We start from the raw sequence: 25,640 nt of genomic DNA, 5'->3' as shown, positions 1-25,640 counted from the left end.
TGAACGCCCGCGTCCTGTCGGGCGTTCACCGGGATCAGCAGGTCGATCTCAGCGCGCCGGCGGAGCGCCGCCCAACTCCTGGTGGCGGCGGAGCAGTTCCCGTAGGGCGTTGATCTCGGCAGCCAGTGCGGCCTGCCCCTGCTCGGTGATCCTGATCCAGGTCTTGGGTCTGCGGCCGTGGTAGCCCCGGTCGATCTGGATCAGCTCGGCCTCCTCCAGCACGGCGAGGTGTCGGGAGAGGTTGCCGGCGGTGAGTTCGAGTGCGTCGCGGAGGTAGGCGACCTCCACCCGCTCGGCCTCGGCGGCGATGGTGAGGATGCCGAGCCGGTTGCGCTGGTGGACGGTGTCGCTGAGCCCGTTCGTCGGGTGCCCGCCGGGGCCGGTGCCGGTGCTCATGTCGACCTCTTACCGGTGGTGAAAAGAGCGATGATGCCACCGACGAGCAGGATCGGCGCAGGCAGTAGGGCCGCCAGCAGGAAACTGTGTCGGCTCAGGTCGCCCGGCTCGAAGTTCGCGGTCTGGAAGTAGACGTTCACGAGGACGACCGCTGCGGCGTAGCCCACGGCGACGGCCGCCAGGCCGCGACTGCGTTCCAGTCGGGCCAGGACCAGCAGACCCACCGCGATGACCAGGTGCGGAAACATGCCGCGATCAGAGACGCCCAACAGCGGTGTGGTCAGCCAGCTTGTCGCGCTCGACACCGCGGTCGCCGAGTTGAGCAGGAGGAACCGCAGCACGATCGGCAGGACGAGGCCGACCAGCGTGCCGACGATGCCGGCGATGACGTACGTCCGGGTCGGTGTCTGCACGCCCACCCGCGCGCCACGCCACCGGTACCAGCCGAGGGTCAGCAGGTAGCCGCCGATGAGCGCCACCAGCCAGTACCACCCGAGGGCCGCCGAGCGTTCGAGGAAGTCCCCACCGAGGCCGGTCAGCGCGGAATTGCCCTGTGTGGCGCGCATGGCGAGGGGGTCGGCCGACTCCACGTACAGGGGTCCCGCCGCCACCACCAGGAGACCGAACAGCAGGAGTGGCAACCAGTAGGCGTGCCGGGCGACCCGGGTACGCCGCCGAAGCGCGGCCACCGACGCGAGGAGTTCTCCGGGGGTGTCTCTGTCGTCTGGCGCGGTGCTCCGTTGTTCCGACACGGTGGCCTCCAGCCTGCTCGGGATCTCCTGCACTGCCAATAGGTTTGCATTGCAAATCATTTTGCGCAAGAGGGTCGGGCGAACAGTGGGGCGCGCCGTATCGACGGTGGTAGTTCCACCGGAGCCGTGGCGCGGCTAGGGTCCGGCGTGGAGGTGGTCCGTGTTCACCGAAGCCTTTCCGATCGTGACGACACCTGACCTGCCACGACTGATCGGGTTCTACCGGGACGTGGTCGGCTTCGAGTTGACCTACCGGTTCCCGCAGGAGGGTGAGCCGGAGTTCGTCGCACTCCGGTTGGGCAACGGCGAACTCGGGCTGGCCGCCAACCCGGAAGCCGGCGAGCCGACCGCCGCGCACCGCTGGGAGCTGTGCGTCTACGCCGACGACTGCGACGCCGCCGTGCACGCTCTGCGCTCGGCCGGTGCGACGGTCACCGAGGAGCCGGTCGACCAACCGTGGGGTGAGCGGTCCGCCCGGGTCACCGACCCCGACGGCAACCGCATGCTGGTGCTGTCCCGCCTGCCCTAGTGGTCGGCGTCCCGTCAGCGTCGCCAGAACAGCAGGTGGGTGACTCCGCTGGGGCTGGGCACCGACTCACTGTGGAAACGGTCGAGCAGTTCGTCCGGGCTGTCCCACAACCGCTCGCCCCGGTCGAGGTCGACGGGCGCGACGGCGATGTGCATCGTGTCGACCAGGTCGGCCTCGATGAACTCGCGGATGGTGGCGACCCCACCACCGAGGCGTACGTCCCGACCGTCGGCTGCCTGCTTCGCCTCGGCCAGGGCGTCGGCCGGGCTGACATCGCGGAAGTGAAACGTGGTGTCGGACAGGCTGAACGACGGGCGCACGTGGTGGGTGAGCACGAAGACCGGCGTGTGGAACGGCGGATTGTCGCCCCACCAACCCTGCCAGTCGTGGTTTTCCCAGGGGCCACGCTGGGGGCCGAACTTGTTGCGACCCATGATCTCCGCGCCGATGTTGCACTCGGCGTCGCGGGTCAGGTAGTCGTCCAGGCCGCGAGTGCCGCCCGGCTCGGTGCGATACACGAAGCTGGCGGTGGCGGCCCGCCAGGAGAACAGCGGGGTGGGGTCCGCGTGACCGAAGGGCCGTTCCAGGCTCTGCCCCACGCCGGTGCCGAACCCGTCCCGCGACACGTTGAAGCACTGCACCCGCAGTAGTTGTGGCATGGCTTTCTCCTCTCAGGTTTACCGGGTGGATTCAGTTCGTGGTCACCGTCGGGCCACCGCCGCTGCCCCGGTCGTCGAGCACGAGCGGGGCCCGACCGCGCACCGCGTACCGGATGTGGGTGACCTGCGGTGTGTGGATGAACCGGGTCGGCGTCAGCTCGATCGCCTCCCTCTCGCCGAGGTCGAGGTCCGCGTCGAACAGCCGGAGACCGGTGCCGAGCACGACGGGTACGACGTGCAGCTCCAACTCGTCGAGCAGGCCGGCCTTGAGCACCTGCCGCACCAGGCTGCCTCCCCCGGCGACAGCGACGTCCTTGCCGCCGGCTGCGGCGCGCGCCTGCTCGACGGCGCTGGCCACGCCATCGGTGACGAAGGTGAAGCTGGTGCCTCCTCCCCGCAGCAACGGCTGGCGGGGGCGGTGGGTGACGACGAAGACCGGCGCGCGAAACGGCGGCTCGTCGCCCCACGGCACCTCACCGCCGTCGGCCATCCGGCGTCCCATCACGTACGCGCCGGCGGCCCCGAACGACTCGGCGATGACCTCGGAGTTGGCGTCCTGCTCACCACCGGCGAAGCCCTGTCGTTCGCGCCACGCCGACGCCTCGGTCGCCCAGCGGGTGACCCGGAAGAACGCGGCGCTCTCCGCCGAGTCCATCCAGTTGCCGTGCCCGTCGAACCGTGGGCCGGCGTAGAAGCCGTCCACCGACACCGACAGCTGTGCGGTCACCTTCGTCATCTCGTGTGGATCCTCTCCTTGGTCACACCCCGGAGGGGGCGTTGCTCGCCAAGGGGTCGGAGCCGATCGGGGTCGCCCTACCGGACCATGGTGTGACGCGCGTCACTTCCGCATCGATATCTGGATTCAGCCCCTGGGCTGCCTGTTCTGGCGAGGTGCCGAGGGCCACTCGGACGCGACTAGGCTGGCGATCATGCGGATTGGCATCGTGATTTTGCCGGACCAGCGTTGGGCGGAGTCGCAGCAGCGCTGGCGGCAGGTCGACGAGTGGGGCTTCGACCACGCCTGGACGTACGACCACCTGGGCTGGCGGGACCTCGTCGACGGCCCGTGGTTCGACTCGATGGGCACGCTGACCGCCGCCGCCACGGTGACCTCCCGCATCCGGCTGGGCACCCTCGTCGCGTCGCCGAACTTCCGGCACCCGGCCGCGTTCACCCGGCAGATCACCACGGTGGACGACGTCTCCGCCGGTCGGCTGCTGCTCGGCCTGGGCGCGGGCGGCATCGGTTTCGACTCGGCGGTGCTGGGCGGCGAGACGCTGCCGCCGCGCCAGCGGGTGGACCGGTTCGCCGAGTTCGTCGAACTGCTGGATCTGATCCTGCGCGAGGACGGCACCACCTGGCGTGGTGACTGGTTCGCCGCGGTGGACGCCCGCAACAACCCCGGCTGCGTGCAGCAACCCCGGGTGCCGTTCGTGGTAGCCGCCAACGGGCCACGGTCGATGCGGCTGGTGGCCCGCTTCGGCCAGGGCTGGGTGACCACCGGCACCGGTGACGACAACGACCTGGCCGGCTGGTGGGACAGCGTGACCGCGCTGTCCGCGCGGATGGACCGGACGTTGGACGAGGCCGGCCGCGACCCGGCCACTCTGGACCGCTATCTCTCCCTGGACGCCGCACCTGTCTTCTCGCTCAGCAGCGCGCAGTTCTTCGCCGATCAGGTCGGCCGGGCCGCCGACCTGGGCTTCACCGACGTGGTGACGCACTGGCCGCGGGCCAGCAGCTGGTACGCCGGCGACGAGGCCGTCCTGGTGGACGTGGCGACCCGACTGCTCCCGGAACTGCGCGGCTGAGCTGCCGGCGTCAGGTGCCCAGGTCGCCGCTGGCCACGCCGCCCTCGCCGCCGGAGACCAACCGTAGGCGGAGGCAGACGATCGGGGTGTCGCCGTCGACCGGGGTGCCGAGCCGCGCCCAGTAGGACGAGTGACCAGCCCGCCACTCCTCGATCGAGCGGTCCCCCTCGCCCTCGGCGCGGGCGAAGTCCCACGGCACGTCCGCGAAGCGGACCACCTCGACTCCGGTGATCTCCACGACACCGGCCAGCGCGTCGTCGTCGTCGACCAGGGCCAGCCGTTCCCCGACCTGCTCCAACTCCTCGCCCTCCTCCGCGTAGTAGGCGAGCCGCCCGGCCGTCGCGGTCTTCACTCCGGCGAGTACGAGGGTGTTGAGGGTCGCCCGCAGCTCACCTGGGGTGCCGAGGGCGAGGGTGCGCAGTCCACCGATCCGAGGCCACATCCTGCCGAGGCTAGGCCAGCGCGACCCACACCGCCGCCGCAATACGCCGTCACGCTGGCAGATCCGCCGCGTTGAGCAGGCCGGTGATCCGCAGATCGGCCGCGACCTCCGGTGGGCAGTCGACCGCCACCACGGCGGTGCCCAGCACCTCTGCGCCGCGCGCCGCGCAGATGTCGTACAGAGCGTGGAGTTGAGCGCCGGTACGCACCCAGTCGTCCACCACCAGGACCCGGTCGCCGGGGCCGAGGTGCCGGTCGCGTACCGCCAGGTCGACCCGCCGCCCCCGATAGTCCGGTGGACTCTGCGCCCAGGTGAGCGGGCCGGCCGGCAACCGCCCGTCGCCGGGTTTGTGGGCGGCCACGAAGCCGACCCCGAGGGCGGTCGCGGCCAACGGACCGAGCAGCAACCCGGTGACCGCCGGGGCGAGCACCACCGTCGGTCGGGCGGCCCGGTACGGCGCGACCAGGGCCGGTCCCAGCTCGGCCAGCACCGCCGGGTCCCGCCACCAGCCGGAGATGTCGCTGACCAGGTGACTGGTGTCCGGTCCGGGGTCGATCCACCGAAACAGGGTGGCCAGGCGTTCGGTCAGCTCAGCGGGCATCCGCTCATCCTGCGGCACCCGTGGTCGGCGTGTCGGCACCCGAGCCGGCCGGCCCACCCTGGGTCGGATGATCGGCTACACGTACCAGTGCAAATACGGGCATACCACAATGATCACGTTGACGTCGGAAGTGCTTCTCTCGTTACGGTCCGACCCGGTTTGTTCAGACGACGAAAGGACCGGGCCGGTGGCAGCCAAGCACTCCCGTACCCGCATCTTCTCCTCTCCGGCGGGCATCGTGGCCACCGCGGCGGTCGGCGTCGCCCTCGCGGTCGGGGGCACGTTCGGTGCCGTTCAGCTGACCTCCGGCTCCGCCCAGTCGGGGCAGACGGCCCTCGACCTCACCCCGACCACGGCCGCGAGCAGCCTCACCCCCAGCTCCCCGGCCGTCTCCCCGTCTGCCAGCGCCTCGCCGAGTGTGTCCGCCAGTCCGTCGGCCATCCGGTCGCAGCAGGCCGCCTCCCGGGGCAAGACCCGTACCGCGCCGCCGAAGCCGAAGCCGAAGCCCACCGCGAAGAAGACCACGGCCGCCCCGAAGGTGCTGGAGAGCGGCTCGTGTGGCGCCTCGTTCTACTCCGACGGGCAGCTCACCGCCAACGGTGAGTCGTTCAACCCGGACGCGCTGACCGCCGCGCACAAGACGCTGCCGTTCAACACCAAGGTCCGGGTGACCAACCCGGCCAACGGCAAGTCGGTCGTGGTGCGGATCAACGACCGCGGCCCGTTCATCGACGGCCGCTGCCTCGACCTCTCCCGGGCCGCGTTCGCCAGCATCGCCTCGGTCGACGTGGGCGCGCTCACCGTCCGCTACGAGGTGCTCGGCTGACCGGGTCGGGTCGCGCCGATTCGGACGCTCGACCGGGCCGGCCGGACAGAACCTTCCTGGACGACGGGTCAGGTTCATTCACTGGTTCACTTCGATCAGGCAAACTGTCAGTCGTACCCACGCGACTCCTCCAGTCGGGCCGTCGCCCGCTGAGCCCCGGATCCCGCGCCGGCCTCGGCGCGGCCCTTGTCCTGCTCGCGATCGTGTCGGCAGCGGAGGCGGCGGACGGCCGTTTCGCGCACTACGTCGCGCTGTTGTCGGCCGTACCGTTGCTGGCCGCAGCCCTGGCGTCCTGGCCGGTGGTGCTGGGGGTGGGGGTCGTGGCGACCCTGACCGGGGCCGGCTTCGCCCTGGCCGAGCCGGAGGCGTCGCTGATCACCCCGGTCAACGTTGTCACGGTCGCGGTCGCCACCGGACTGGCGGTGGTGATGGCGTCGCTTCGGCAACGGCAGACGGAGCAGATCGTCGAGCTGACCAAGCTCGCCTCGGTGGCCCAGCAGGCGGTGCTGCGTCCGCTCGGGCCGCAGGTCGGCACGCTCTCGGTCGCGGGCCGCTACATCTCCTCCACCGCCACGGCCGAGATCGGTGGCGACCTGTACGAGGCGATCGACACGCCCTACGGCGTACGCATGATCATTGGTGACGTGCGCGGCAAGGGCCTGGACGCCGTTCGGCTGGCCAGCATCGTTCTCGGCTCCTACCGACACGTGGCGTACGAGCGGGCCGACCTGCGTGCCGTCGTCGCCGACCTGGACCGCGCGGTGGCCCGCAACGTCGGCGACGAGGACTTCGTGACCGCGGCACTGGTCGAGGAGCGCGGCGGCACGCTCACCATCGTCAACTGCGGCCACCCGTCGCCGCTGCTGCTGCGCCGGGGCGCGGTGATCCCGCTGGAGCCGCCGGCACCGGCGCCGCCGCTGGGCTTCATGCCGGTGGTCCGCCCCCGGGTCGAGCGCCTGGAGCCGGGCGACCGGCTGCTGCTGTTCACCGACGGCCTCGGCGAGGCGCGGCGCGACGGCGAGTTCTTCCCCACCGCCGACCGCGCCTGGCGACTGCTCGGCCACGGCACGGTCGCCGACGGGCTGGCCTCGCTGGAGACCGCCCTGATCGAGTGGGTCCACGGCCGGCTCGACGACGACATCGCCCTGGTCCTGATGGAGTACGTCGGTGCCCGGACCGGCGCGGCGGCGGCCGTCCCGAGCTGGGAGGTCGGTGCCACCGAGAGCTGATCGGGCTCTGTTACGGGCTTGTGTGTAATCGCCGTCACTTGGGTGATCCGCTTGTCGCTGCCTACCCGCGAGTAATACAGTCGGGGTTACTGATCGGTAACACCTGTCCGGAAGCGGGGCCAGTGAGCATGACCCACTACAAGAGCAACCTGCGGGACCTTGAGTTCAACCTGTTCGAGGTCTTCGGTGCCGACCGGTCGTTCGGCCAGGAGCCATACTCGGACCTCGACGTCGACACCGCCCGCAGCTTCCTCGCCGAGCTGGACCGCCTCGCGCGCGAGGACCTGGCCGCCAGCTACACCGACAGTGACCGCAACCCGCCGGTGTTCGACCCGGCCACGCACACCGCGCCGCTGCCGGCGTCGTTCAAGAAGTCCTACCAGGCATTCATGGACTCCGAGTTCTGGCGGCTCGACCTCCCACCGGCGCTGGGCGGCACCAACGCGCCGCGCGCCCTCTGGTGGGCCCTCGCCGAGCTGGTGCTCGGCTCGAACGCCCCCATCTGGATGTACGCCTCCGGCCCGTCCTTCGCGCACGTGCTGCACGTCGAGGGCACCGAGCGGCAGAAGACGTGGGCCAAGCTCTTCATCGACAAGCAGTGGGGCTCCACCATGGTGCTCACCGAGCCGGACGCCGGCTCGGATGTCGGTGCCGGCCGCGCCCGTGCCACCCAGCAACCGGACGGCTCGTGGCACATCGAGGGCGTGAAGCGCTTCATCACCTCGGGCGAGCACGACCTGAGCGACAACATCGTGCACTACGTGCTGGCCCGCCCGGTGGGCGTGGAGGGCGTCGGCGGCCCGGGCACCAAGGGCTTGTCGCTCTTCGTGGTGCCGAAGTTCCACTTCGACGAGACCACCGGTGAGCTGGGCGAGCGCAACGGCGTCTACACCACGAACGTCGAGCACAAGATGGGCCTGAAGGTCTCCAACACCTGCGAGCTGACCTTCGGCGAGCACGGCGTACCGGCCAAGGGCTGGCTGCTCGGCGACAAGCACGACGGCATCCGGCAGATGTTCATGATCATCGAGTACGCCCGGATGCTGGTCGGCACCAAGGCCATCGCCACCCTCTCCACCGGCTATCTCAACGCCCTGGAGTACGCGAAGAGCCGGGTGCAGGGCGCCGACCTGATCCAGCAGGCGGACAAGACCGCCCCACGGGTCACCATCACCCACCACCCGGACGTGCGCCGCTCGCTGTTGCTGCAGAAGTCGTACGCCGAGGGTCTTCGTGCCCTTGTTCTCTACACCGCCACCTGGCAGGACAAGGTCGCGATCGCCGAGGCTGCCGGCGACGAGAAGGCCACCAAGCTGGCCAAGCGGGTCAACGACCTGCTGTTGCCGCTGGTCAAGGGCGTCGGTTCGGAGCGGGCGTACGAGATGCTCGGCCACGAGGCCCTGCAGACCTTCGGCGGCTCCGGGTTCCTTCAGGACTACCCGCTGGAGCAGTACGTCCGCGACGCGAAGATCGACACCCTGTACGAGGGCACCACCGCCATCCAGAGCCTGGACCTGATCTTTCGCAAGATCGTTCGGGACAACGGCAAGGCGCTGATGGCGGTCGCCGGTGAGATCCAGGAGTTCATCTCCTCCGAGGCCGGCAACGGTCAGCTCAAGGAGGAGCGGCAGGCGCTCGGCAAGGCGCTGGCCGAGATCCAGAACATCCTCGGTGTGCTGACCGGCTGGCTGGGCGAGGCGCAGGGCGGTGACACCCGGGCGCTCTACAAGGTCGGGCTGAGCAGCCGTCGGTTCCTGCTCGCGACCGGCGACCTGATCGTCGGCTGGCTGCTCCAGAGGCAGGCCGACGTGGCGTTGAAGGCGCTGGCCGGCGAGGTCTCCGCCAGCGACAAGGCGTTCTACACCGGCAAGGTGGCCGCCGCCCGCTTCTTCGCCCGCGAGGTGCTGCCCCGCATCGGCGCCGACCGGCGGATCATCGAGGGCGCCGACCTCGACATCATGGACCTCCCGGAGGAGGCCTTCTAGCCGGCACGCCTGACGTTCCCGGGTCGCGTCGCAGCACGCGGCACCGACATCGACGGCCGGTGGGGCATCTGCCCCGCCGGCCGTCGCCGCGCCCGGGAATGGGTGGGTCGCCCCCTCCGTGGGCTGCCGGCCACCCGCGACGTGGTGCTGGCCACGCCGGCCACGCTTCCCCTCCCCGGGCCGCCCGGTTCCCGCCCACCACACCCCCCTTGCGGCTCCTTTGCTCTGCACCCGCGGAGGCGACACTCACGGTCCGTAGCTGGTGCCTCCGCGGGTGCAGAGCAAAGGATGGCGGAGAGGTGGGCCAGCCCCGCACGCGGCGAGGGCGGGCAGGTATTCGGCAAGGCTGGCCGGGTATGCCGGCGGCGTGGCGGGTAACCGTCGCGTGACCTCGAAAGGGAACGCCCAGAGCCACCGCACGGGGGAGTGCAGCGCACATGGGTGTAGGAAGCGGCATTTTTCTCATCGCGATCGGCGCGATCCTGACCTTCGCACTGAGGGCCAACGTCTGGTGGATCGACGTGCGGGCGGTCGGCTGGGTGTTCATCCTGGCCGGGCTGGCCGTACTGCTGACCACTGTCTGGTTCTGGCAGGACCGCCGCAAGCGGGCCCGGACCCTCATCGTGGAGGAGAACCGGCTCTCCCATCCGACGGCGATGATGCCGCCGCCGCCAGACCCACCGCCGCCAACCGCGCCGCCGTCCTGAGCCGGCACGTACCCCTGAGCCACCCGTCGTGATCGACGGGTGGCTCAGTCGCGTGCGGTGTGCCGTGCCGTGATCGGCGCACCCGCCCGAGCCAACTCCGCCCAGGCGAACCGGCCACGGTGCACCGCCACCTCGGCGGTCCGCAGACCGTCATCTGGCGCACCCTCCGGGTCGAGGAGGGCCGAGAGCAGCGAGATGCCCGGATTGTGGGCGATCAGCAGCGCCGTGCGGGCCGCCGGGTCGACCGTGCGGACCAGCGCCAACAACTCCTCGGGATGCGCGTCGTACGCGCCGGGCTCGTAACGAACCGTCGGGCGAGGACCGGTCGGGCCGCCCTCCGGCGGCGTACCGGTCATCCCCATCGCCACCCCGTGCCAGGTCTGCCGGGTGCGTCTGGCCGTCGAGCAGATCACCACGTCGGGCAGCAACCCGTGGTGCGCCAGCCAGGCGCCAGCCGCTGCCGAATCCGCCTCCCCGCGTGCGCTGAGCGGGCGCTGGGCATCGTCTGCCGCGTCGTCGCCCTGCTCGGCCTTCGCGTGCCGCAGCAACACCAGTGTCCGGATCTCGGGGTCGGTGTCCGTCATGCCCTCAGCTTGCCCGATTGGCGATCTCCGTGCCGGGGTAAGTCAATGGATGCCGCACCCCCACCGACGGCCGCGGCGCGTCGTACGCCAGGTTAGAGCCGAGGAGCGAGACATGGGCATTGGTGGCAGCATCTTCTTGATCGCGTTGGGCGCGATCCTCGCATTCGCCGTGGAAGCCGACCTGGGCTGGCTGGACCTGTCCGTGGTCGGCTGGGTGCTGATGTTGGCCGGTGTGGCCGGCCTGATCACGACCCTCTACTTCTGGAACAGCCGCCGCCGCCCGGTGGCCGCCGCGCCGGTCCGCGAGCAGCGCGTGGTGGCGGACCGGGTCGTGCCGGTCCAGGACGACCAGGTTGTGCAGGAGTACCGCGAGGTGCGTCGACCGGGCCGTCCGGTCTGACCCTCGCCCGCGAACTCCGGGGCCCCGCAGCGTGGCGGGGCCCCGGCTCGCGTGCTGGCCCGGCGGCGACCCGCCCAAGCTCAGGCGAGCAGCGCGAAGTAGATCGCGATGTGGTGGCAGAGCGCCGCCAGCAGCGTGCAGGCGTGGAAGAACTCGTGGTGACCGAAGACTGTCGGCCACGGATTGGGCCGGCGCAGCGCGTAGAAGACCGCTCCCGCGCTGTAGATGGCGCCACCGGCGATCAGCAGCACCAGCGCCGCGACACCGCCGCCGTGCAGGATCTCCGGCAGCATGGCCACCGCCACCCAGCCCAGCGCCAGGTAGAGCGGCGCGGACACCCAGCGCGGCACGTGCGGCCAGACCACCTTGAGGGCCACGCCGGCCAGTGCGCCACCCCAGACCAGGGCCAGCATCACGGTGGCCGGCCGGGGCGCGAGCAGCAGCAGGCAGAGCGGTGTGTACGTCCCGGCGATGAACACGAAGATCATCGAGTGGTCCATCCGGCGCATCACCTGGTAGCCGCGCTCTGACCACACGCGACGGTGGTAGAGCGCGCTCGTGCCGAAGAGCCCGCACACCGTGAGGCTGTAGATCAGGCAGCCGACCAGGGGTGCCCATCCCGGACGGGTGGCGGCGATCGAGCAGAGCACGACGCCGCAGACCAGGGCGACGAAGAAGGCGTACGTGTGAAGCCAGCCGCGCATTCGGGGCTTACCGATGTCGACCGGCTTCAGGCGCAGCGGGGCGGAGGTGCTCACGCAGCCAGGCTACGGCACCGTAGGTTACTTGTAAGTAGTGGCGTTGGTGACACCCGGCACCGTCATCGTGAACTCCGTATTCGGCACCACATCGGCGAGGATGAACGGATGCGGATCCGACCCGTCGGGGCGCACGCCCTGCTCCTCGACTGCACCGCCCCCGCCGACGTGCCCGAAGCCGCGCTTGTCGAAGCCTGGCGGGCCGAGTTGTGGCGGCGTCGCGAGCGGGGCGAACTGCTCGCCGTCGAGATCGTGCCAGCGGCCAGCACCGTCCTGCTCGACGGCCTGCCCGACCCGGCCGTCACGACCAAGCAGCTCACCCAGTGGGCGCCCGAGGTCGCGAACGCCACCCCCGCCCGTCCCAGCGCCGCCGCCGCCGACCGTGCCGCCGACCGCCCCGCCGCCGTAGACGAACGCGCCCTAGACGACCACGGCGTAGACGACCACGGCGACAACGCGGAGGTGGTCGTTCTGGTCGAGTTCGACGGGCCGGACCTGCCGGCGGTGGCCGAGCACTGGGGCGTGACCGTGCCAGCGGTGCTGCGTCGGCTGACCAGCACCCGGTTCCGGGTCGCGTTCTGCGGTTTCGCCCCCGGGTTTCCCTACCTGACCGGGCTGCCCGCCGAGTTGGCGCTGCCCCGGCTGGCCACTCCTCGCCCCCGGGTGCCGGCCGGGTCGGTCGCGCTGGCCGGGCCGTACGCCGGCATCTACCCGAGCGCATCTCCCGGCGGCTGGTTGCTGGTCGGCCGGACCGAGTTGGTCCTCTTCGACGTGTCCGCCGATCCGCCGGCCCGGCTCGCCCCGGGCACCCTGGTCCGGATGGCGGCAGCGTGACCCGCTCGGCCGCTGTCGAGGTGCTCCGCGCCGGCGCGTTGACGACCGTGCAGGATCTGGGGCGGCCCGGCTGGGCGCACCTGGGCGTACCCCGGTCCGGTGCCCTCGACCCGGCGGCTCTGCGCTTGGCCAACCGGCTGGTCGGCAATCCGGAGCACGCCGCCGGCCTGGAGATCACCCTGTCCGGCTGCACACTGCGGCTGACCAGGGCCACCACGGTGGCGGTCACCGGTGCCGAGGTGCCGGTCCAGGCGGGCGACCGGCCCGGTGACGTTGGGCGTCCACTCAGCGTGCCGGCGGGGACGGTGTTGCGGATCGGTCCCGCCCGACGGGGCGTACGGAGTTGGTTGGCGGTGGCGGGCGGCGTCGACGTGTCGCCGGTGCTCGGCAGTCGGGCCACCGACACCCTGTCCGGGCTCGGCCCGCCTGCGCTGCGCGACGGCGATCTGCTGCCGCTCGGTGAGCCGTGCGGTGCACCCGCGCCGGTGGACCTGACCGTCTGCCCCTCGCCCCCACCGGAGTTGCACCTGGTGCTGCGCCTCGGCCCGCGCGAGGACTGGTTCACGCCGGCCGCGTTCGACCGGCTGTTCGGCACCGCGTACACCGTCAGCCCGGTGAGCAACCGGGTCGGCGCGCGGCTCGCCGGCGCGCCGCTGCCCCGCGCGGTGGCCGGCGAACTGCCCAGCGAGGGCATCGTGCTCGGCGCGGTGCAGGTGCCGGCGGACGGACAACCCCTGATCTTCCTCGCCGATCATCCGACGACTGGCGGATACCCCGTCATCGGGGTGGTCACCGACGTGACCCCGCTCGCGCAGGCCCGGCCAGGGACTACCGTCAGATTCCATGGACCTCAACGCTGACCTGGGCGAGGGATTCGGCATCTGGCGACTCGGCGACGACGAGGCGCTGCTGAGCCTCGTCACCTCCGCCAACGTCGCCTGCGGTTTCCACGGCGGTGACCCGTCCACCATGCGACGGGTCTGCGAGGGCGCCGCGCGGCGCGGGGTCGCCGTGGGCGCGCAGGTCGGCTACCGGGACCTGGCCGGCTTCGGCCGGCGGCACATCGCGTACGACTTCGCCGAGCTACGCGACGAGGTGACCTACCAGTTGGGGGCACTGGACGCGTTCTGCCGGCTGTTCGGCACCCGGGTGCGCTACCTCAAGCCGCACGGCGCGCTCTACCACGCGGCCAGCACCGACGAATCCCAGGCGGCGGCGGTGGTCGCCGCGGTCAGTGGCTACGACCCCGAGCTGCCCATCCTCTGCCTACCCGGCTCGACGCTCGCCCAACTCGCCGTCGGCGCGGGTCTGCCGGTGGTCGCGGAGGCCTTCGCCGACCGTGCCTACCTGCCCAACGGGGCACTGGTGCCGCGCGGCACCCCCGGCGCGGTGATCACCGACCCGGAGCAGGTGGCCGAACGGGCCGCGCGGATGGCCACCGAACGCAGCGTGGTGGCTGTCGACGGCACCGTCATCCCCTGCTCGGTCGACTCGATCTGCGTCCACGGCGACACCCCGGGCGCGGTCTCCGCCGCCGAGCTGGTCCGCGCCAGCCTGATCGACGCCGACATCACCCTGGCCCCGTTCGCCTGAGATCGGAGGGGCCCACCGGGGCCCCTCCGATCACCTCAGGCGTCCAGGCCGCGCAGCACCAGCGGCAGTCGGGTCACGGCGCCGTCGACGACCCGCACCGGTACGCCCCAGTCCTGCCGGGTCAGGTGGCAGGCCGCGTGTTCGACGTCCGCGTCGCAGGTCGCCGCCTGGGCGGTCACCTGCAACACCCCGGCGGTGACCTCGGCGTTGAGCACCAGCCGACGGGACAGCTCGGTGCCCGTGCCGGCACCGTCGACCAGCAGCTCCGGCGGAGACGCGGAGACCACCAGCCGGGTCGACGGCCCGAACGTCTCGTCCAGCTTCTGCCCCGGCGCAGGGGTGAAGACGATGTCCAGGGTGACCTCACCGGCCGCCACATCTGTGGGCTTGCGCTCGGTGCGGTGCCGGGGCCCGTCGACAGTGCTGGCACCTGCCGCCGACAGGGCACCCGGGGCGAGCCGGGTCAGCCGGTGCGCGGCGGACTCCACCACCAGCACCTCACCGGCCGGGGTGAGCACCAGGTCGCTCGGCTCCGCCAACCCGTCGGCGACGGTGGAGACCTGGTTGGTCGCCGGGTCGAAGCGGCGAACCGCACCGTTGTACGTGTCCGCGATCAGCACCGAACCGTCCGGCAGCGCGCACACACCCAACGGGTGTTGCAGGAGTGCCGACTCCGCCGGACCGTCCACGTGCCCGAAGTCGAACAGGCCCTGCCCGACGGCGGTGCCCAGCACACCGTTCTCGACGTACCGGAGGGAGCTGGTCTCGCTGTCGGCGATCCAGAGCCGGGCGCCGTCGGTGGAGACGGACAGCCCCGACGGCTGCGCCATCCACGCCTCGGCCAGCGGGCCGTCCCGCAGCGCCTCGACGGTGGTGCCGGCGTACATGCCGGCGGTCCGCTTGATCGGGTCGAACCACCAGAGCTGGTGGATGCCGGCCATCGCGATGATCAGCTTGTCGTCGTACCAGGCCAGGTCCCACGGGGAGGAGAGATCCACGGCGAGCGCGTCATGCGCGTGGTCGTCGACCTCGGCGCGCCACTGCCGGCCGCTGCCGGCCACGGTGACCACCTCGCCGGACTCCAGCCGTACGCCGCGCAGCAGGTGGTTGACCGTGTCGGCCACCACCAGGTCGTACCCGGCCACCTCGGCGACGTGCGTGGGCAGCAGGCACACCCCCTGCGGCTCGGAGAACGTCGCCTCGGCACCCGACCCGTCGGCCCGGCCCCGCTCGCCCGAGCCGATCCGGCGTACCGGCGTCTCGCCGTCCGGGGCCACCTCGACCAGGGAGTGCCGGGCCGAGTCCGAGACCAGCAGGTTCCCGGTCGGCAGCAGCACCGCCTTACCGGGGAAGCGCAGCGCCGTCTCCGGGGCCGGCGGCGGAACGTACGGGCCGTCACCCCGGTGCAGGGTGCCCTTGGCCTCGTGGGTGGCGATCAGCTCGTCGACCAGGCGGGCCAGCCCTTCGGCATGACCCTCGCCCGCCATGGTGGCCACCACGTAACCCTCCGGGTCGATCACCGACAGGGTCGGCCAGGCCCGGGCCGCGTACTGCTGCCACATGTCCATCTCGGGATCGTCGAGTACGGGGTGGTGCACCCCGTACCGCTCGACGGCGGCGACGAGCGCGTCAGCGTCCTTCTCGTGCTCGAACTTCGGCGAGTGCACGCCGATCACGACGAGCACGTCGCCGTACTTCTCCTCCAGCGGGCGCAGCTCGTCGAGCACGTGCAGGCAGTTGATACAGCAGAACGTCCAAAAGTCCGCGATCACGATCTTGCCGCGAAGGTCCTGCAAGGTCAGATTCCGTCCGCCCGTGTTGAGCCACTGGCGGCCCCGCAGTTCGGGCGCACGTACGCGCGCTGTCGTTCCCATGCCTCTCAGCCTGCCACGCGCCCCGCCCCCCGCCGCCGTGACCCGGACGACAGGCCGCCGAGACGCTTTCCGGACGGGTTGCGGGGAGCCGTCGCGTGCGAACCTCAGGCGGTCGACGGGGCTAACGGGCCTCGGCCCACCCGACGAAGCGGGGCGTCAGGTCGGGAAGCACGGTGCCCGGGTTGAGTTTGGCCAGGTCGGCAGCCGCCTCCTCCTGGACCTTCGTCAGGTGCACCAACAGCCCCGGCCGATCGTTGCGATACTCGCCGAGGAGGCGCAGCTTCGCGGCCGAGCAGGGCCAGAGAATGCCGCAGGCAGGGCAGCGCCAGGAGGGCCTGATCGGGAGGTGGTCCTCAAGTCTCACCATCAGCCGACCCTCACTGGGGCGCGTCGAATCGGACGACGGGGCTCGCTGGCGGTGCGTGCGGCCTGCGCTAGGACCTGCACCCCACCGCGCATCACGAACAGCTCTCGCCGGGCCACCGCGTCACCGGCGGCGTCCAGCTCGTAGGCCTCGATCCAGACCCACCCTTCGTAGGTGTATCGCTCGGGGAACTCGCGGATCACCCGCACATTGATCGGGCGAAGAAACTGCACGCTCGCCGCGGTGGTCAGTCGGACCAAGTCGCCGGCCTTCATCTCCCCCATCATCTCGACACCCACCGACTGGCCGGGACGCGGTTGCGCCGCTCCACCGGCGGGACCGGGACCAGCCCGACCGGAACGATGGTTCGTGGCGGCCAGGCCATCAGCGGCTTTCCCAGCCTGGGATTCGGCTGGGGTCTCGGGTCGTCCGGCACAGTCTCCTCCTACTGCCGCTGGAAGGGGCCGCTCCCGTGAGTGCTCGCCCACCGGGAGCGACCCCGCTTGCGAACACGACCGCCGAGTTCGCTATCCACCGGCCGCGCCATCTATGCCCAACGTGCCATCATTGCGACGACAACATCACCGCGTGTCACTATGGTGTCCAGATGTCTACTGTGCCGGGAGGTGTCGTGGTGAATGGCGCGCTGAGAGTGGCGTTACAGAAGTCTGGTCTCACAACAGAATCGCTGGCTGAACGCATCGGCGTGGACCCCAAGACCACCGACCGCTGGCTGCGCGAGGGGCGTATCCCGCACCAGGCACATCGGACCGCTGCCGCCGGGGCACTCGGGTGTGCAGTGTCAGACATATGGCCGGACACAAAGCGCCGATACCGTGACCTCGTATGGTTTCGGCCGTGGGAAGCGCTCGAACGCGAGGCGCACTCGTTGCGCTCCTACCAACCGCTCGTCCTGCCCGGCCTGCTCCAGACGGAGCGATACGCGCGGGCACTGTTCAGCTCCGCTGGACAGCACACCCCGGACGACGTGGAGCGGCTGGTGGCCGCTCGGATGGCCCGTCAATCGGTGCTCGCGGGGAACGGCCCGCCATGGCTAACGGCAGTCATAGACGAGGGGGTGCTGCGGCGCTCGGTAGGTGGACCCGAGGTGATGCGAGAGCAGTTGGAGTCGCTTGCCGAAACCGAGCACTTGCCTCACGTCCGCGTGCACGTGGTGCCCTCTTCCGCAGGGGCGTACGCTGGGCTGTCGGGACCGTTTGTCATCGCTAGCAGCGCCGATAACCGAACCGCGGGCTACCTCGACACCCAACTTCACGGCCAGGTGGCGTCCGAGCCGGCGGATCTGGTCCTCCTCATGGCAGCATGGGAGAACGTTCGCGGTGCGGCACTATCTCATGGGCAGTCGATCACACTCATAAGGGAAGTGGCGGAAACATGGACCTGACCGACGCGCGGTGGCGCAAGAGCACCCGCAGCAGCGCCAACGGCGGCGACTGTGTTGAGGTTGCCGACAATCTTCCAGGTGTCGTCGCGGTGCGCGACTCGAAGGACCCGTCTGGTCCGGCGCTGACCTTCCCCCCGGCCGCGTGGGTCGCGTTCGTCGGCCAGGTCGCCGAGCGGTCGTAACCGACTCCAGGCGCACGAGAGCGCCCGTCCCGGATGCCGGGGCGGCGCTTCATCGTGTGTGGGCGACGCGCGGAACTGCGCGTTCGGTAGTCGCCGTCGCGGCGGGTCGGATATCTAGACGACCGGGGCCGCAGGGCACATCACTAAGAATGACGCTGCTCCGTTGTGGGCAGTGTGGGATACCGTGAGGTCAGTTTCGCTCTCGCGAGACCGGACCATCGAAGTGATGAGAGCGCGAGCATGGATGACCTGACCAGCGCCCCGCAGTGGCGCACGAGCACCCGCAGCAGCTCGAACGGTGGAGCGTGCGTGGAGGTCGCCGACAACCTCCCCGGCGTCGTGCTCGTTCGCGACACCAAGGACCGCGACGGCGGAACGTTGACCTTCGGCCCCGCGGCGTGGCAGGGCTTCGTCAGCTTCGCGAAGGCCCACAGCCCCATCGCCTGACAGCATCGCAAAGAGGGCCCTGACATTCGCGTCGGGGCCTCTTTGCGTCTCGCGTAGGAGTCGCCTCACGCGTTTGAAGCGGCTCCTGTAAGTAGGTGAGCGAGCGGCTGGTCGCCTGAGCGGCCTCAGCGGCGGTGAGCGCCGGGTTAGCGGTGACCTGCGCGTGAGTGCCGCTGGGCGGCGTCTCGGCAGGGGGCAAGGGCGATCCATCGGCCCAGGTGGGTGGGCCCGAAAACCAAACCCCGGGCTATCTCGACACCCAACTTCACGGCCAGGTGGCGTCCGAACCGGCGGATCTGGTCTTTCTCATGGCAGCATGGGAGAACGTTCGCGGTGCGGCACTATCTCATGGGCAGTCGATCACACTCATAAGGGAAGTGGCGGAAACATGGAGCTGACCGACACACAGTGGCGCAAGTCGTCTTACTCGTCGTCTAACGGGGGCTCGTGCGTAGAGGTCGCCGACAACCTGGCGGGCGTAGTCCTCGTGCGCGACACCAAAGACCGCGACGGCGGAACGTTGACCTTCGACCCCGCCGCGTGGCAGGGCTTCGTCGGCTTCGCGAAGGCACACGGCCCCGTCGCCTGACAGCATCGACAGAGAGGCCTCCGACGATTCGCGTCGGGGGCCTTTCTGCGTCTCGCTAAGCGCGGAACGGCCCGATCAACAACACAAGCATTTTGGCCGTCGCTTGCGTCTGGTCCTACTCGTGGCCGGGCGACGACCCAATCCAGGAAGGCGACATTCTTTTCGCCAATCGCAACAACCAGTTCTTCTACCTTGCGCCCTCAGGCTGCGCTCAGCAGTATGAGTTGCAAGGGGTGGCAACTCACGAGTTTGGTCACGTGTTCGGGCTTGGTCACGTCTCGGAAAGCTCGTACCCGGCCATGACTATGAGCACCAACGCAACGATCTGTTTCTACCATGACAGTTCTCTCGGACTCGGTGATTACAATGGCCTGCGGAGCGTCTACGGGCCCTGGAGATAGGGTGGTCAGATGGTAATCAAAGCTCTTCGCTCGACCTTTGCGATAGCGCTGTTGTCCATCGCTCTGACCGCCTGTCCGTCAAGCGGCAACAGCAGCGAGGTCTGTGTATCGCCCAGCCCAGGCGTTTCGCCGCCGCCATGCCATGACATGCCGACCGCTGTCGTCGATCAACCCTGAGGTGCCGGTGGCTTCTGGACCAATAGCAACTCGAGCACTAGCCAAATAGGATGCCGTTCCGGGCTCAAAGCGTTACACCCGACCGTCCTGACCAGCGCTGAAGTTGCCATTTCGCTGGACGCTATGGCGAGGGCACGCTGCCGGGGTTTAGACCCCCGGCGCTAACGTAGTAGAATCACCACGAACGCTCTGGGCGCCCTCGGGCCACCAGAGTTCTGGCTCCTAACTTTGGATGGCGCTTACCGACTTCGGTGGGCGCCATTCCGGTTTCCCGGCCCCTTTCCAGCACGTCCGACGTGGAGACGGGCCGCCAGCGCCCTACGCTGTCCCGGCGCCCAGCGATCCAGGGCGCTGACCCTCGTTTCCGAAGTGGGCACGCCGCGCGTGCCTGACGCCACCGCACCGCCCCGTAGGATTCCGCTCATGAGTTGCTTCGCCGCTTGGCGTACCCGCCGCTGAGGGTCGGCTCGCCGCCGTTCCGGCTGCTTGCTGGCCATCTGATGCCCGGTTTGTTGGCTTTCAGAACCTCAGCTTGAGAGGCACACTCAGATGCGTATCCGTTCGTTTCTTCAGCATGACCTGGCCCGGCTCACCGAACTGACCATCGAGACGTTCGGGCCGTTCTACGAAGACTCCTTCCGCCCGCTCGTGGGGGACGTCGTTTTCGCCAACCAGCACGGCGACTGGCGCGACGACTACGTCAAGCAGGTCGCCGGGCTCCACGACCCCGCCGAGCACCGGTACGTCGCGGTCGCTGAGATCGACGGCGTCATCGCCGGCTACGTGGCCTGGGCGGTAGAGCCTGAGCGCCAAAATGGCAGCGTCACGATCGTCGCCGTGTCCGCGCAGCACCGCCGGCTCGGCGCGGGCACCGTGCTGTGCGAGCACGCGTTCGCCGCGATGCGGGAACTCGGCGCCGAGGTCGTAACGATCGGCACGGGCGGCGACGGTTTCCATGCGCCCGCCCGAGCCCTGTACGAAACGCTGGGTTGCACGCCCCTGCCGGTCACCGTCTACTACCGGGAACTCTGATCCAGTGCCGCGCTGCTCGTGCCCGGAGTTGCGCGTTCGGTAGTCGCCGTCGCGGCGGATACGACGACGGCGGGGCCACGGTTGCCCGTGACCCCGCCGTCGGTCGAGTTACTTCCCGGCGGGCTTGAGGCAGAGCACCCGGTTGGCGCCGCTACCCGGCAGCACCACGTGCGGCTGCGTCGTGTCGGTGCACTTCTCCTTCGCGTCCACCCTGGAGACGATGGAGAAGGAGCCCGCCTCGCCACAGGTTGCCGCCGAGGCACCACCCTGACCGGACTGCTTCACGCAGCTGCCGACCGCCGGGTCGAACGGCGCTGGGTCGTCCTTGCCGACCTTGCCGAGGAGCAGCAGCAGGCCGAGCGGCACCGCCAGGATGAGCACCGCGGCGATCAGTACCGCGGCCAGCACCCGGCCGTTGCGTACCTTCGGTGTCGGTAGCTCCGCCTTCGGGCTGTCGGCGGCGTCCGGCTTGAACGAGTCGAACCGGCCCTGATCCGACTGGCCAGGCTCCTGGCCCCAGGCCGGCAGGGGCTGCTGCGGTGGCGGGAAGGCCGGCGGGAAACTGCCGCCCGGCACCGACTCGGTCGCCGGCCCGCCGAAGCCTGGCCCGTCGGAGCCCGGCCCGCCGAAGTTCGGCGCGCCGTAGGTCGACGGGCCGCCGACCGTGGCGCTGCCGGCGGCTGGTGGCCCGCCGAACTGGTCGGCTGGCCGCTCGGCACCGCCGTGCGGCCGGGTGCCGTTCACCGGCCGGTTGTTGCCCGGTGTGTCGACGAAGGACGGCACACCCGGAGGGAACGCCGGAGGCGGCGGCGGGGCCGCACCGAACGCGTTCGGTGCGGGCTGCCGGTCGTCGAAGCGCGGCTCGGCGGGGGGCTCTCCGCCCCAGCCGGGGCCGAGCTGCCGCGGCGGCTCGTTCTGCCAGTCCGGTGCGCCCTGCCGCGGCGGGTCGTTCTGCCAATCCGGGGCGGCCTGCCGCGGGGAGTCGCTCTGCCAGTCCGGTGCGCTCTGCCGCTGCGGGTCGTTCTGCCAGTCCGGTGGGCCCTGGCGTTGGGAGTCGTTCTGCCAATCCGGTGCACCCTGGCGATCGGCACCCGGGTCGGCCTGGAACGCCTCCGGCTCCGGCTCGTTGTCGGGCTCGGGTCGCGCCGGCCGGCCGTACACCCGGGGTTGGGGTGTGGCCGTGCCGGTCGGACGGATGGCCTGGTCGGTCGGGGGCATCACCCGGCTGGCCAGCGGCACCGAAGCGCTCGCCGTGGCCTTGGCAGCCGCGCCGGCTGCCGACTCGGCGTCCGCCACCGGCACCACCGCGCGGCCCGCTCCGGCCTCCGGCGAGGTACGCGGTGCGGGCACCACCGCGCCACTCGCGTGAGCGTCCTCGGCGCGGCCCCAACCGGCCGGGTCCGCCTCGTACTGCGCGGCGACGTCCGGTGTCTCCCGCTCGGGGTACGCGGGCTGCTCGGGGATCGGTGCGAACTGGGCCTGGGGCACGTAGTCGGCCGGCGGTGCAGCCGCCAGGCTGGCGCCGGGCACGCGCTGCTCCTGAGGAGGCAGCGGCACCGCGTTCGCCGGTGAGATGCCCGGCGCGGGACCGGGTTGGTAGGCCGGTGCCTCGTCGCCCCGGTCCGCCTCCCAGCCACCACGGGCCTGGGCGGAGGCTTCCGCTTCGGCGCGACCCCACACCTCGCCGGGTGCCCACGGCTCGACCTCGGCCGCACCATCCCTGCCGGGCGCGCTGGCACGGGAGGGAAGGCCGCTCTGCTGCGCCGGCGCGGGCTGATCCTGTGGCGACAGCACCCAGTCGGGCTGCTGCGGACGGCTCTCGGCCTCGCCCCAGGCGGCCGGCTGCGCGGGCTGGTCCTGCCGTGCGTCGCCGTTATCCCACTCGGCGGGCTGCGCCTGCTGCTGGGCGGCCCAGCCACCGGAGCGGGCCGGGTCGTCCGACCCGGGCCAGTTCGTCGCCGGGGCCGGCACCTGGGCCGCGCCACGGGCCGGGTTGGGTTGGGCCGCCTGCCCCCACGCGGGGGCGGACTGCTTGGCCGGCTCGGCGGGCTGGCCCCAGGCCGGCGGCGACTGCTCGGCAGGCGTCCACCCGGGCTGGTCGTCGCGTCCCGCCGCGCTGGCGGGCCAGCCGTCGCTGCCGGACGCCTCGTCCTGCTGGGCGCCGCCGGACCAGTTGGCGGCCTGCGGCGACTCGGGCTGCTGCGACTCGGCTCCGCGCCACTCAGCGGTAGGCGGGTTGGCCTGCGCCGCGCCACCCCAGCCGCCGGCGTTGGCCGGGTCCTGCTGGGCGGGCCAGGCAGCGGTGGCCGGAGGCACCTGTGCGGCGCCCCGGGCGGACGGCTGGGCCCAGTCGGGCTGGTCGGTGGCGTTCGGGGTCCAGGTGGGTGCGGGCGCACTCTGCTCAGCCGGCGTCCAGCCCTGCTGTGGCTGCGCGGCCCAGGCTGGCTGCGCCGGAGCCGGTGTGCTGTCGCCGCCAGGCCAGGTGCCGGGCTGCTGCTGCGGCGGCTCACTCGCGCCACCGCCGGCCGCCCACGCCGGCTGCGCCGGCTCGTTGGACTGCGGAGCAGCGGCACCCCAGGCGGGCTGCGCCGGCTCGTTGGACTGCGGGGCGGCGGTGCCCCAGGCGGGCTGCGCCGGGTCGTTGTGCTGCGGAGCAGCGGCGGCACCCCAGGCGGGGGCCGGTGGTTGCTCGGACTGGGTGGCCCATGCCGGCGTCGACGCGTCGGACCGCGCCGGTGGCGGGGGCGCCCAGCCCAGGTCTGGGCCGGTGGCGTTGTGGCCGTTGTCCGGCTGCGCCGGGCGGTCGCCGTACGGCGCCGGTCCGCCGGCGCCCGGTGACACCTCGTCCGGCTCTTGGCCGGTGCGGTGCGGGCCCTCGGACGTCATGGGTGCGCCTCCTCCATCACATGTCGGCTCGCCGGTGCCGATCGGTCTCCTCGGCATGGCTGCCGGCGTCACCGGCGTACCGCTGTGCCGGCTCCCCGCACGGTATCGGGTGGTGGCACGGCACGTCCAAGGAGCACCGGTCGTCACTCCCCGTATCCGGTCGGTGTCGAGCAGTTTCGGTTGGCTCGGCCTCTGTCGGGTCGGCGGGCGGCGACCGAAGCCCACCGTACCGGGCGCTGCGGCAGGGCGGAATCCCGGTGGCGGGTGGCCGGGAACGCCGATGGCCCACCCGGCGGGCCGGGTGGGCCATCGATCTGGAGGAGGTGAGGAAAGTCGTGGAGCGTCAGCTCATGTGACGCTGGGCGATGACGAGGATTTCCTCGCGAACTGCCGGCGAGTTCGCCGAGCGCAGCGCGTGCTCGATGGCACGGGCGCGGCGGGTGGCGTCGCGGTGGTTGCGGATTCGCTCGATCATGCTCATTGGTGGGTCCCCCTAGCTATTCGGTTGTCAGCCCCTGATGTGTCTATTCAACCGCAGAACCCCGGGAACTTCCATCGATTATTAGGTGAGCTGGGACACCCGCCTAACAATCGAAGGTCAACAGGCCGTCTGGCCGACGCTTCCGTTGCCGAAACGACACGGCCGGTGTGCCGGGTGTTAACCCGTGGCACACCGGCCGTGGCTGGCGTCTCGAACGATCAGGTCCAGGCGAGCAGCGCCGCCTCCGGGTCCGCGAGGAAGTCGCCGATGTCGCGCAGGAACTTCGAACCCAGCTCACCGTCGATGATCCGGTGGTCGAAGCTCAGCCCCAGGGTGGTGACCTGGCGGACCTTGACCTTGCCCTTGTGCACCCAGGGCATCTCCCGTACCGCGCCGAAGGCCAGGATCGCGGACTCACCCGGCGGCAGGATCGGAGTGCCCGTGTCCACCCCGAACACGCCGACGTTGGTGATGGTCAGGGTGCCGCCGGACATGGCCGCCGGCGAGGTGCGCCCGGACTTCGCCGTCTGCACCAGGTCGGTCAGCGAGTCCGCCAACTCCCGCAACGAGAGTCGGCCGGCGTCCTTGATGTTCGGCACGATCAGGCCCCGCTCGGTGGCCGCCGCGATGCCGAGGTTGACGTACTCCTTCACCACGATCTCGTCGCCGGCCCACGTCGAGTTGACCATCGGGTGACGCCGCACCGCCAGCAGCACCGCCTTCGCCACCAGCAGCAGCGGCGAGACCCGTACGTCGCGCCACTCCCGCCGGCCGCGCAGCCGGTCCAGTGCCTTCATCGCCCGGGTCACGTCGACGGTCAGGAACTCCGTCACGTGCGGGGCGGTGAACGCCGAGCGGGACATGTTCTCGGCGGTGAGCTTGCGGACCCCCTTGACCGGGATGCGCTGCTCCCGGTCCGCGCCGAAGCTGGGGGCCGTCGTCACCGCGAGTGGCTCCGCCACCGCGACGGCGCCGTTCACCGCCCGGTGTACGTCCTCCCGGGTGATCGAGCCCAGCGGCCCCGACCCGGTAACCGTGCCGAGATCGACCCCAAGATCCTTGGCAAGCTTCCGCACCGGCGGCTTCGCCAACACCGCCCCGCCGCTCGCCCCGCCGCGTCGATCATGGACCTGTGGTGCCGGAATCGTGGTGGTCGCGGCTGGTTTGTCACCCACCACAACTCCATGATCGACCCCAGCGGGGGCGGCGGGCTGGGCGGGGACGGGGGCGTTCTTGCGGGGGCGGCGCTTTGCGGCCGTGGTACGCGGGCCGTAGCCGACGAGCACCGCCGTCCGACCGCCCGGGGCGACGCCGCCGATCAGGCCCGGCTCCACCATGCCCTCGGCCGGGGCCAGCTCCACCGCCGCCAGCGAGGCCGCCGACGGGGTGGGCAGGTCGCCGCTCGGCGTGGCAGTGATCGACGGCGCCTCCAGCGGACCGGCACCCGGGTCGGTGTCGATCGCGATGATCGGCGTACCGACCTCGACAGTCGTGCCCTCCGGGTGATGGATCGCCTGCACCTGCCCGGCCCACTTCGCCGGGATCTCCACCGCCGCCTTGGCCGTCTCGACCTCGACGATCGGTTGGTTCAGTTCGATCGTGTCGCCGACCTTGACCAGCCAGGCCAGGATCTCGCCCTCGGTCAGCCCTTCGCCCAGGTCGGGCAGGTTGAACGTCTTGATCCGGGACATGGCGC

Annotated in this window: 30 protein-coding genes and 1 pseudogene; 17 read left to right on the top strand and 14 right to left on the bottom strand. The window is 71.0% G+C overall.

Annotated elements, in window-relative coordinates; translation table 11 throughout:
• Positions 1–48: 48 nt before the first annotated feature.
• Positions 49–396, bottom strand: a complete 348-nt coding sequence (locus AB0B14_RS15775; RefSeq protein ID WP_357066410.1) for a transcriptional regulator — start codon at positions 394–396, stop codon at positions 49–51.
• Complete coding sequence (locus AB0B14_RS15770) at positions 393–1,181, bottom strand: hypothetical protein (protein WP_357522838.1); 789 nt, start codon at positions 1,179–1,181, stop codon at positions 393–395. The genes AB0B14_RS15775 and AB0B14_RS15770 overlap by 4 nt, the downstream gene beginning before the upstream one ends.
• A gap of 151 nt (positions 1,182–1,332) precedes the next feature.
• Here AB0B14_RS15770 and AB0B14_RS15765 point away from each other — a divergent pair, with 151 nt between their 5' ends.
• Complete coding sequence (locus AB0B14_RS15765; RefSeq protein ID WP_357066416.1) at positions 1,333–1,677, top strand: VOC family protein; 345 nt, start codon at positions 1,333–1,335, stop codon at positions 1,675–1,677.
• 14 nt (positions 1,678–1,691) lie between these two features.
• On the opposite strand, the gene AB0B14_RS15760 is transcribed toward AB0B14_RS15765, so the two are convergent.
• Both AB0B14_RS15760 and AB0B14_RS15755 read right to left on the bottom strand, forming a co-directional pair.
• Positions 1,692–2,336 (bottom strand): dihydrofolate reductase family protein, encoded by a 645-nt coding sequence (locus tag AB0B14_RS15760; RefSeq protein ID WP_357522837.1) that lies wholly within the window; start codon positions 2,334–2,336, stop codon positions 1,692–1,694.
• A 31-nt stretch (positions 2,337–2,367) separates the two neighbouring features.
• Entirely contained in the window at positions 2,368–3,072 is a 705-nt protein-coding gene (locus AB0B14_RS15755; RefSeq protein ID WP_357066421.1) for a dihydrofolate reductase family protein, read from the bottom strand.
• 193 nt (positions 3,073–3,265) lie between these two features.
• Here AB0B14_RS15755 and AB0B14_RS15750 point away from each other — a divergent pair, with 193 nt between their 5' ends.
• Entirely contained in the window at positions 3,266–4,147 is an 882-nt protein-coding gene (locus AB0B14_RS15750; protein ID WP_357066423.1) for an LLM class flavin-dependent oxidoreductase, read from the top strand.
• A gap of 10 nt (positions 4,148–4,157) precedes the next feature.
• On the opposite strand, the gene AB0B14_RS15745 is transcribed toward AB0B14_RS15750, so the two are convergent.
• A complete protein-coding gene (locus AB0B14_RS15745) occupies positions 4,158–4,589 on the bottom strand; it encodes an ASCH domain-containing protein (RefSeq protein ID WP_357066425.1) in 432 nt (143 codons plus the stop codon).
• 49 nt (positions 4,590–4,638) lie between these two features.
• Positions 4,639–5,190, bottom strand: coding sequence for a phosphoribosyltransferase family protein (locus tag AB0B14_RS15740; protein ID WP_357066427.1), 552 nt, complete (start codon positions 5,188–5,190; stop codon positions 4,639–4,641).
• Between the two features lie 187 nt (positions 5,191–5,377).
• Here AB0B14_RS15740 and AB0B14_RS15735 point away from each other — a divergent pair, with 187 nt between their 5' ends.
• From AB0B14_RS15735 to AB0B14_RS15720, 4 genes are all read left to right on the top strand, one after another.
• Positions 5,378–6,016: a septal ring lytic transglycosylase RlpA family protein gene (locus AB0B14_RS15735; protein WP_357522836.1), complete on the top strand. Its 639-nt coding sequence runs from the start codon at positions 5,378–5,380 to the stop codon at positions 6,014–6,016.
• A 104-nt stretch (positions 6,017–6,120) separates the two neighbouring features.
• The gene (locus AB0B14_RS15730; protein ID WP_357066557.1) at positions 6,121–7,245 is read left to right on the top strand and encodes a PP2C family protein-serine/threonine phosphatase; all 1,125 of its coding nucleotides are present in this window, start codon (positions 6,121–6,123) and stop codon (positions 7,243–7,245) included.
• Between the two features lie 128 nt (positions 7,246–7,373).
• Positions 7,374–9,230, top strand: a complete 1,857-nt coding sequence (locus AB0B14_RS15725; protein ID WP_357522900.1) for an acyl-CoA dehydrogenase — start codon at positions 7,374–7,376, stop codon at positions 9,228–9,230.
• Positions 9,231–9,667: 437 nt separating this feature from the next.
• On the top strand, positions 9,668–9,937 hold the full coding sequence (locus tag AB0B14_RS15720) for a DUF6458 family protein (RefSeq protein WP_030487564.1): 270 nt from the start codon (positions 9,668–9,670) through the stop codon (positions 9,935–9,937).
• Between the two features lie 44 nt (positions 9,938–9,981).
• Here AB0B14_RS15720 and AB0B14_RS15715 read toward each other — a convergent pair whose 3' ends face one another.
• Positions 9,982–10,521 (bottom strand): histidine phosphatase family protein, encoded by a 540-nt coding sequence (locus tag AB0B14_RS15715; protein ID WP_357522835.1) that lies wholly within the window; start codon positions 10,519–10,521, stop codon positions 9,982–9,984.
• A 112-nt stretch (positions 10,522–10,633) separates the two neighbouring features.
• On the opposite strand from AB0B14_RS15715, the gene AB0B14_RS15710 reads away from it, so the two are divergent.
• On the top strand, positions 10,634–10,921 hold the full coding sequence (locus AB0B14_RS15710) for a DUF6458 family protein (protein WP_357522834.1): 288 nt from the start codon (positions 10,634–10,636) through the stop codon (positions 10,919–10,921).
• Positions 10,922–11,001: 80 nt separating this feature from the next.
• Here AB0B14_RS15710 and AB0B14_RS15705 read toward each other — a convergent pair whose 3' ends face one another.
• Complete coding sequence (locus AB0B14_RS15705) at positions 11,002–11,679, bottom strand: hemolysin III family protein (protein ID WP_357522833.1); 678 nt, start codon at positions 11,677–11,679, stop codon at positions 11,002–11,004.
• Between the two features lie 108 nt (positions 11,680–11,787).
• Between AB0B14_RS15705 and AB0B14_RS15700 the strand changes: the two genes are divergently transcribed.
• From AB0B14_RS15700 to AB0B14_RS15690, 3 genes are read left to right on the top strand one after another with little or no spacing between them, the layout of a single operon-like run.
• The gene (locus tag AB0B14_RS15700) at positions 11,788–12,513 is read left to right on the top strand and encodes an allophanate hydrolase subunit 1 (protein ID WP_357522832.1); all 726 of its coding nucleotides are present in this window, start codon (positions 11,788–11,790) and stop codon (positions 12,511–12,513) included.
• Entirely contained in the window at positions 12,510–13,373 is an 864-nt protein-coding gene (locus AB0B14_RS15695) for a biotin-dependent carboxyltransferase family protein (RefSeq protein WP_357522831.1), read from the top strand. Before AB0B14_RS15700 ends, AB0B14_RS15695 begins: the two co-directional genes overlap by 4 nt.
• Complete coding sequence (locus AB0B14_RS15690; RefSeq protein ID WP_357066442.1) at positions 13,357–14,106, top strand: 5-oxoprolinase subunit PxpA; 750 nt, start codon at positions 13,357–13,359, stop codon at positions 14,104–14,106. The genes AB0B14_RS15695 and AB0B14_RS15690 overlap by 17 nt, the downstream gene beginning before the upstream one ends.
• Positions 14,107–14,141: 35 nt before the next feature.
• Here the strand turns inward: AB0B14_RS15690 and AB0B14_RS15685 are convergent, their stop codons facing one another.
• From AB0B14_RS15685 to AB0B14_RS15675, 3 genes are all read right to left on the bottom strand, one after another.
• The gene (locus AB0B14_RS15685) at positions 14,142–15,980 is read right to left on the bottom strand and encodes an NHL domain-containing thioredoxin family protein (protein ID WP_357066444.1); all 1,839 of its coding nucleotides are present in this window, start codon (positions 15,978–15,980) and stop codon (positions 14,142–14,144) included.
• A gap of 121 nt (positions 15,981–16,101) precedes the next feature.
• Positions 16,102–16,347: a flavin reductase gene (locus tag AB0B14_RS15680; protein WP_357522830.1), complete on the bottom strand. Its 246-nt coding sequence runs from the start codon at positions 16,345–16,347 to the stop codon at positions 16,102–16,104.
• Positions 16,347–16,643 (bottom strand): hypothetical protein, encoded by a 297-nt coding sequence (locus AB0B14_RS15675; RefSeq protein WP_357522829.1) that lies wholly within the window; start codon positions 16,641–16,643, stop codon positions 16,347–16,349. Before AB0B14_RS15675 ends, AB0B14_RS15680 begins: the two co-directional genes overlap by 1 nt.
• 335 nt (positions 16,644–16,978) lie before the next feature.
• Between AB0B14_RS15675 and AB0B14_RS15670 the strand changes: the two genes are divergently transcribed.
• From AB0B14_RS15670 to AB0B14_RS15640, 7 genes and pseudogenes are all read left to right on the top strand, one after another.
• The gene (locus AB0B14_RS15670; RefSeq protein WP_357522899.1) at positions 16,979–17,749 is read left to right on the top strand and encodes a helix-turn-helix transcriptional regulator; all 771 of its coding nucleotides are present in this window, start codon (positions 16,979–16,981) and stop codon (positions 17,747–17,749) included.
• Entirely contained in the window at positions 17,740–17,931 is a 192-nt protein-coding gene (locus AB0B14_RS15665) for a DUF397 domain-containing protein (protein ID WP_357066450.1), read from the top strand. Before AB0B14_RS15670 ends, AB0B14_RS15665 begins: the two co-directional genes overlap by 10 nt.
• Positions 17,932–18,021: 90 nt before the next feature.
• Positions 18,022–18,184 (top strand): annotated as a pseudogene (locus tag AB0B14_RS15660) (XRE family transcriptional regulator); the annotation flags it as partial.
• Complete coding sequence (locus tag AB0B14_RS15655; RefSeq protein ID WP_357066563.1) at positions 18,181–18,378, top strand: DUF397 domain-containing protein; 198 nt, start codon at positions 18,181–18,183, stop codon at positions 18,376–18,378. The pseudogene AB0B14_RS15660 and the gene AB0B14_RS15655, both read left to right, overlap by 4 nt.
• A gap of 394 nt (positions 18,379–18,772) precedes the next feature.
• On the top strand, positions 18,773–18,967 hold the full coding sequence (locus AB0B14_RS15650; RefSeq protein WP_357066565.1) for a DUF397 domain-containing protein: 195 nt from the start codon (positions 18,773–18,775) through the stop codon (positions 18,965–18,967).
• A 92-nt stretch (positions 18,968–19,059) separates the two neighbouring features.
• On the top strand, positions 19,060–19,368 hold the full coding sequence (locus tag AB0B14_RS15645; protein WP_357066452.1) for a matrixin family metalloprotease: 309 nt from the start codon (positions 19,060–19,062) through the stop codon (positions 19,366–19,368).
• Between the two features lie 726 nt (positions 19,369–20,094).
• A complete protein-coding gene (locus AB0B14_RS15640; protein WP_357522828.1) occupies positions 20,095–20,577 on the top strand; it encodes a GNAT family N-acetyltransferase in 483 nt (160 codons plus the stop codon).
• A 108-nt stretch (positions 20,578–20,685) separates the two neighbouring features.
• Here AB0B14_RS15640 and AB0B14_RS15635 read toward each other — a convergent pair whose 3' ends face one another.
• The 3 genes from AB0B14_RS15635 to AB0B14_RS15625 all read right to left on the bottom strand — a co-directional run bounded on the left by AB0B14_RS15635 (position 20,686) and on the right by AB0B14_RS15625 (position 25,635).
• Entirely contained in the window at positions 20,686–23,463 is a 2,778-nt protein-coding gene (locus tag AB0B14_RS15635) for a hypothetical protein (protein ID WP_357522827.1), read from the bottom strand.
• Positions 23,464–23,806: 343 nt separating this feature from the next.
• Positions 23,807–23,944 carry a hypothetical protein gene (locus tag AB0B14_RS15630; protein WP_165435866.1) on the bottom strand — a complete coding sequence of 46 codons (138 nt, stop codon included), beginning with the start codon at positions 23,942–23,944 and terminating at the stop codon, positions 23,807–23,809.
• Positions 23,945–24,162: 218 nt separating this feature from the next.
• Positions 24,163–25,635, bottom strand: a complete 1,473-nt coding sequence (locus AB0B14_RS15625) for a dihydrolipoamide acetyltransferase family protein (protein WP_357522898.1) — start codon at positions 25,633–25,635, stop codon at positions 24,163–24,165.
• Positions 25,636–25,640 lie beyond the last annotated feature (5 nt).

The organism is Micromonospora sp. NPDC049171 (assembly GCF_040648275.1).
GTDB lineage: Bacteria > Actinomycetota > Actinomycetes > Mycobacteriales > Micromonosporaceae > Micromonospora.
Note: the sequence above shows the minus strand (reverse complement) of the source record. Positions and strands in the feature narration are given on the sequence as shown.

Excerpts from the sequence above, each read along its gene's own strand:
- AB0B14_RS15680 (WP_357522830.1), bottom strand. The coding sequence starts at position 16,347 with ATGGTGAGACTTGAGGACCACCTCCCGATCAGGCCCTCCTGGCGCTGC.
- AB0B14_RS15625 (WP_357522898.1), bottom strand. The coding sequence starts at position 25,635 with ATGTCCCGGATCAAGACGTTCAACCTGCCCGACCTGGGCGAAGGGCTG.
- AB0B14_RS15750 (WP_357066423.1), top strand. The coding sequence starts at position 3,266 with ATGCGGATTGGCATCGTGATTTTGCCGGACCAGCGTTGGGCGGAGTCG.
- AB0B14_RS15740 (WP_357066427.1), bottom strand. The coding sequence starts at position 5,190 with ATGCCCGCTGAGCTGACCGAACGCCTGGCCACCCTGTTTCGGTGGATC.
- AB0B14_RS15760 (WP_357522837.1), bottom strand. The coding sequence starts at position 2,336 with ATGCCACAACTACTGCGGGTGCAGTGCTTCAACGTGTCGCGGGACGGG.
- AB0B14_RS15710 (WP_357522834.1), top strand. The coding sequence starts at position 10,634 with ATGGGCATTGGTGGCAGCATCTTCTTGATCGCGTTGGGCGCGATCCTC.
- AB0B14_RS15630 (WP_165435866.1), bottom strand. The coding sequence starts at position 23,944 with ATGAGCATGATCGAGCGAATCCGCAACCACCGCGACGCCACCCGCCGC.
- AB0B14_RS15690 (WP_357066442.1), top strand. The coding sequence starts at position 13,357 with ATGGACCTCAACGCTGACCTGGGCGAGGGATTCGGCATCTGGCGACTC.
- AB0B14_RS15745 (WP_357066425.1), bottom strand. The coding sequence starts at position 4,589 with ATGTGGCCTCGGATCGGTGGACTGCGCACCCTCGCCCTCGGCACCCCA.
- AB0B14_RS15700 (WP_357522832.1), top strand. The coding sequence starts at position 11,788 with ATGCGGATCCGACCCGTCGGGGCGCACGCCCTGCTCCTCGACTGCACC.
- AB0B14_RS15725 (WP_357522900.1), top strand. The coding sequence starts at position 7,374 with ATGACCCACTACAAGAGCAACCTGCGGGACCTTGAGTTCAACCTGTTC.
- AB0B14_RS15640 (WP_357522828.1), top strand. The coding sequence starts at position 20,095 with ATGCGTATCCGTTCGTTTCTTCAGCATGACCTGGCCCGGCTCACCGAA.
- AB0B14_RS15775 (WP_357066410.1), bottom strand. The coding sequence starts at position 396 with ATGAGCACCGGCACCGGCCCCGGCGGGCACCCGACGAACGGGCTCAGC.
- AB0B14_RS15665 (WP_357066450.1), top strand. The coding sequence starts at position 17,740 with ATGGACCTGACCGACGCGCGGTGGCGCAAGAGCACCCGCAGCAGCGCC.
- AB0B14_RS15715 (WP_357522835.1), bottom strand. The coding sequence starts at position 10,521 with ATGACGGACACCGACCCCGAGATCCGGACACTGGTGTTGCTGCGGCAC.
- AB0B14_RS15635 (WP_357522827.1), bottom strand. The coding sequence starts at position 23,463 with ATGACGTCCGAGGGCCCGCACCGCACCGGCCAAGAGCCGGACGAGGTG.
- AB0B14_RS15755 (WP_357066421.1), bottom strand. The coding sequence starts at position 3,072 with ATGACGAAGGTGACCGCACAGCTGTCGGTGTCGGTGGACGGCTTCTAC.
- AB0B14_RS15720 (WP_030487564.1), top strand. The coding sequence starts at position 9,668 with ATGGGTGTAGGAAGCGGCATTTTTCTCATCGCGATCGGCGCGATCCTG.
- AB0B14_RS15685 (WP_357066444.1), bottom strand. The coding sequence starts at position 15,980 with ATGGGAACGACAGCGCGCGTACGTGCGCCCGAACTGCGGGGCCGCCAG.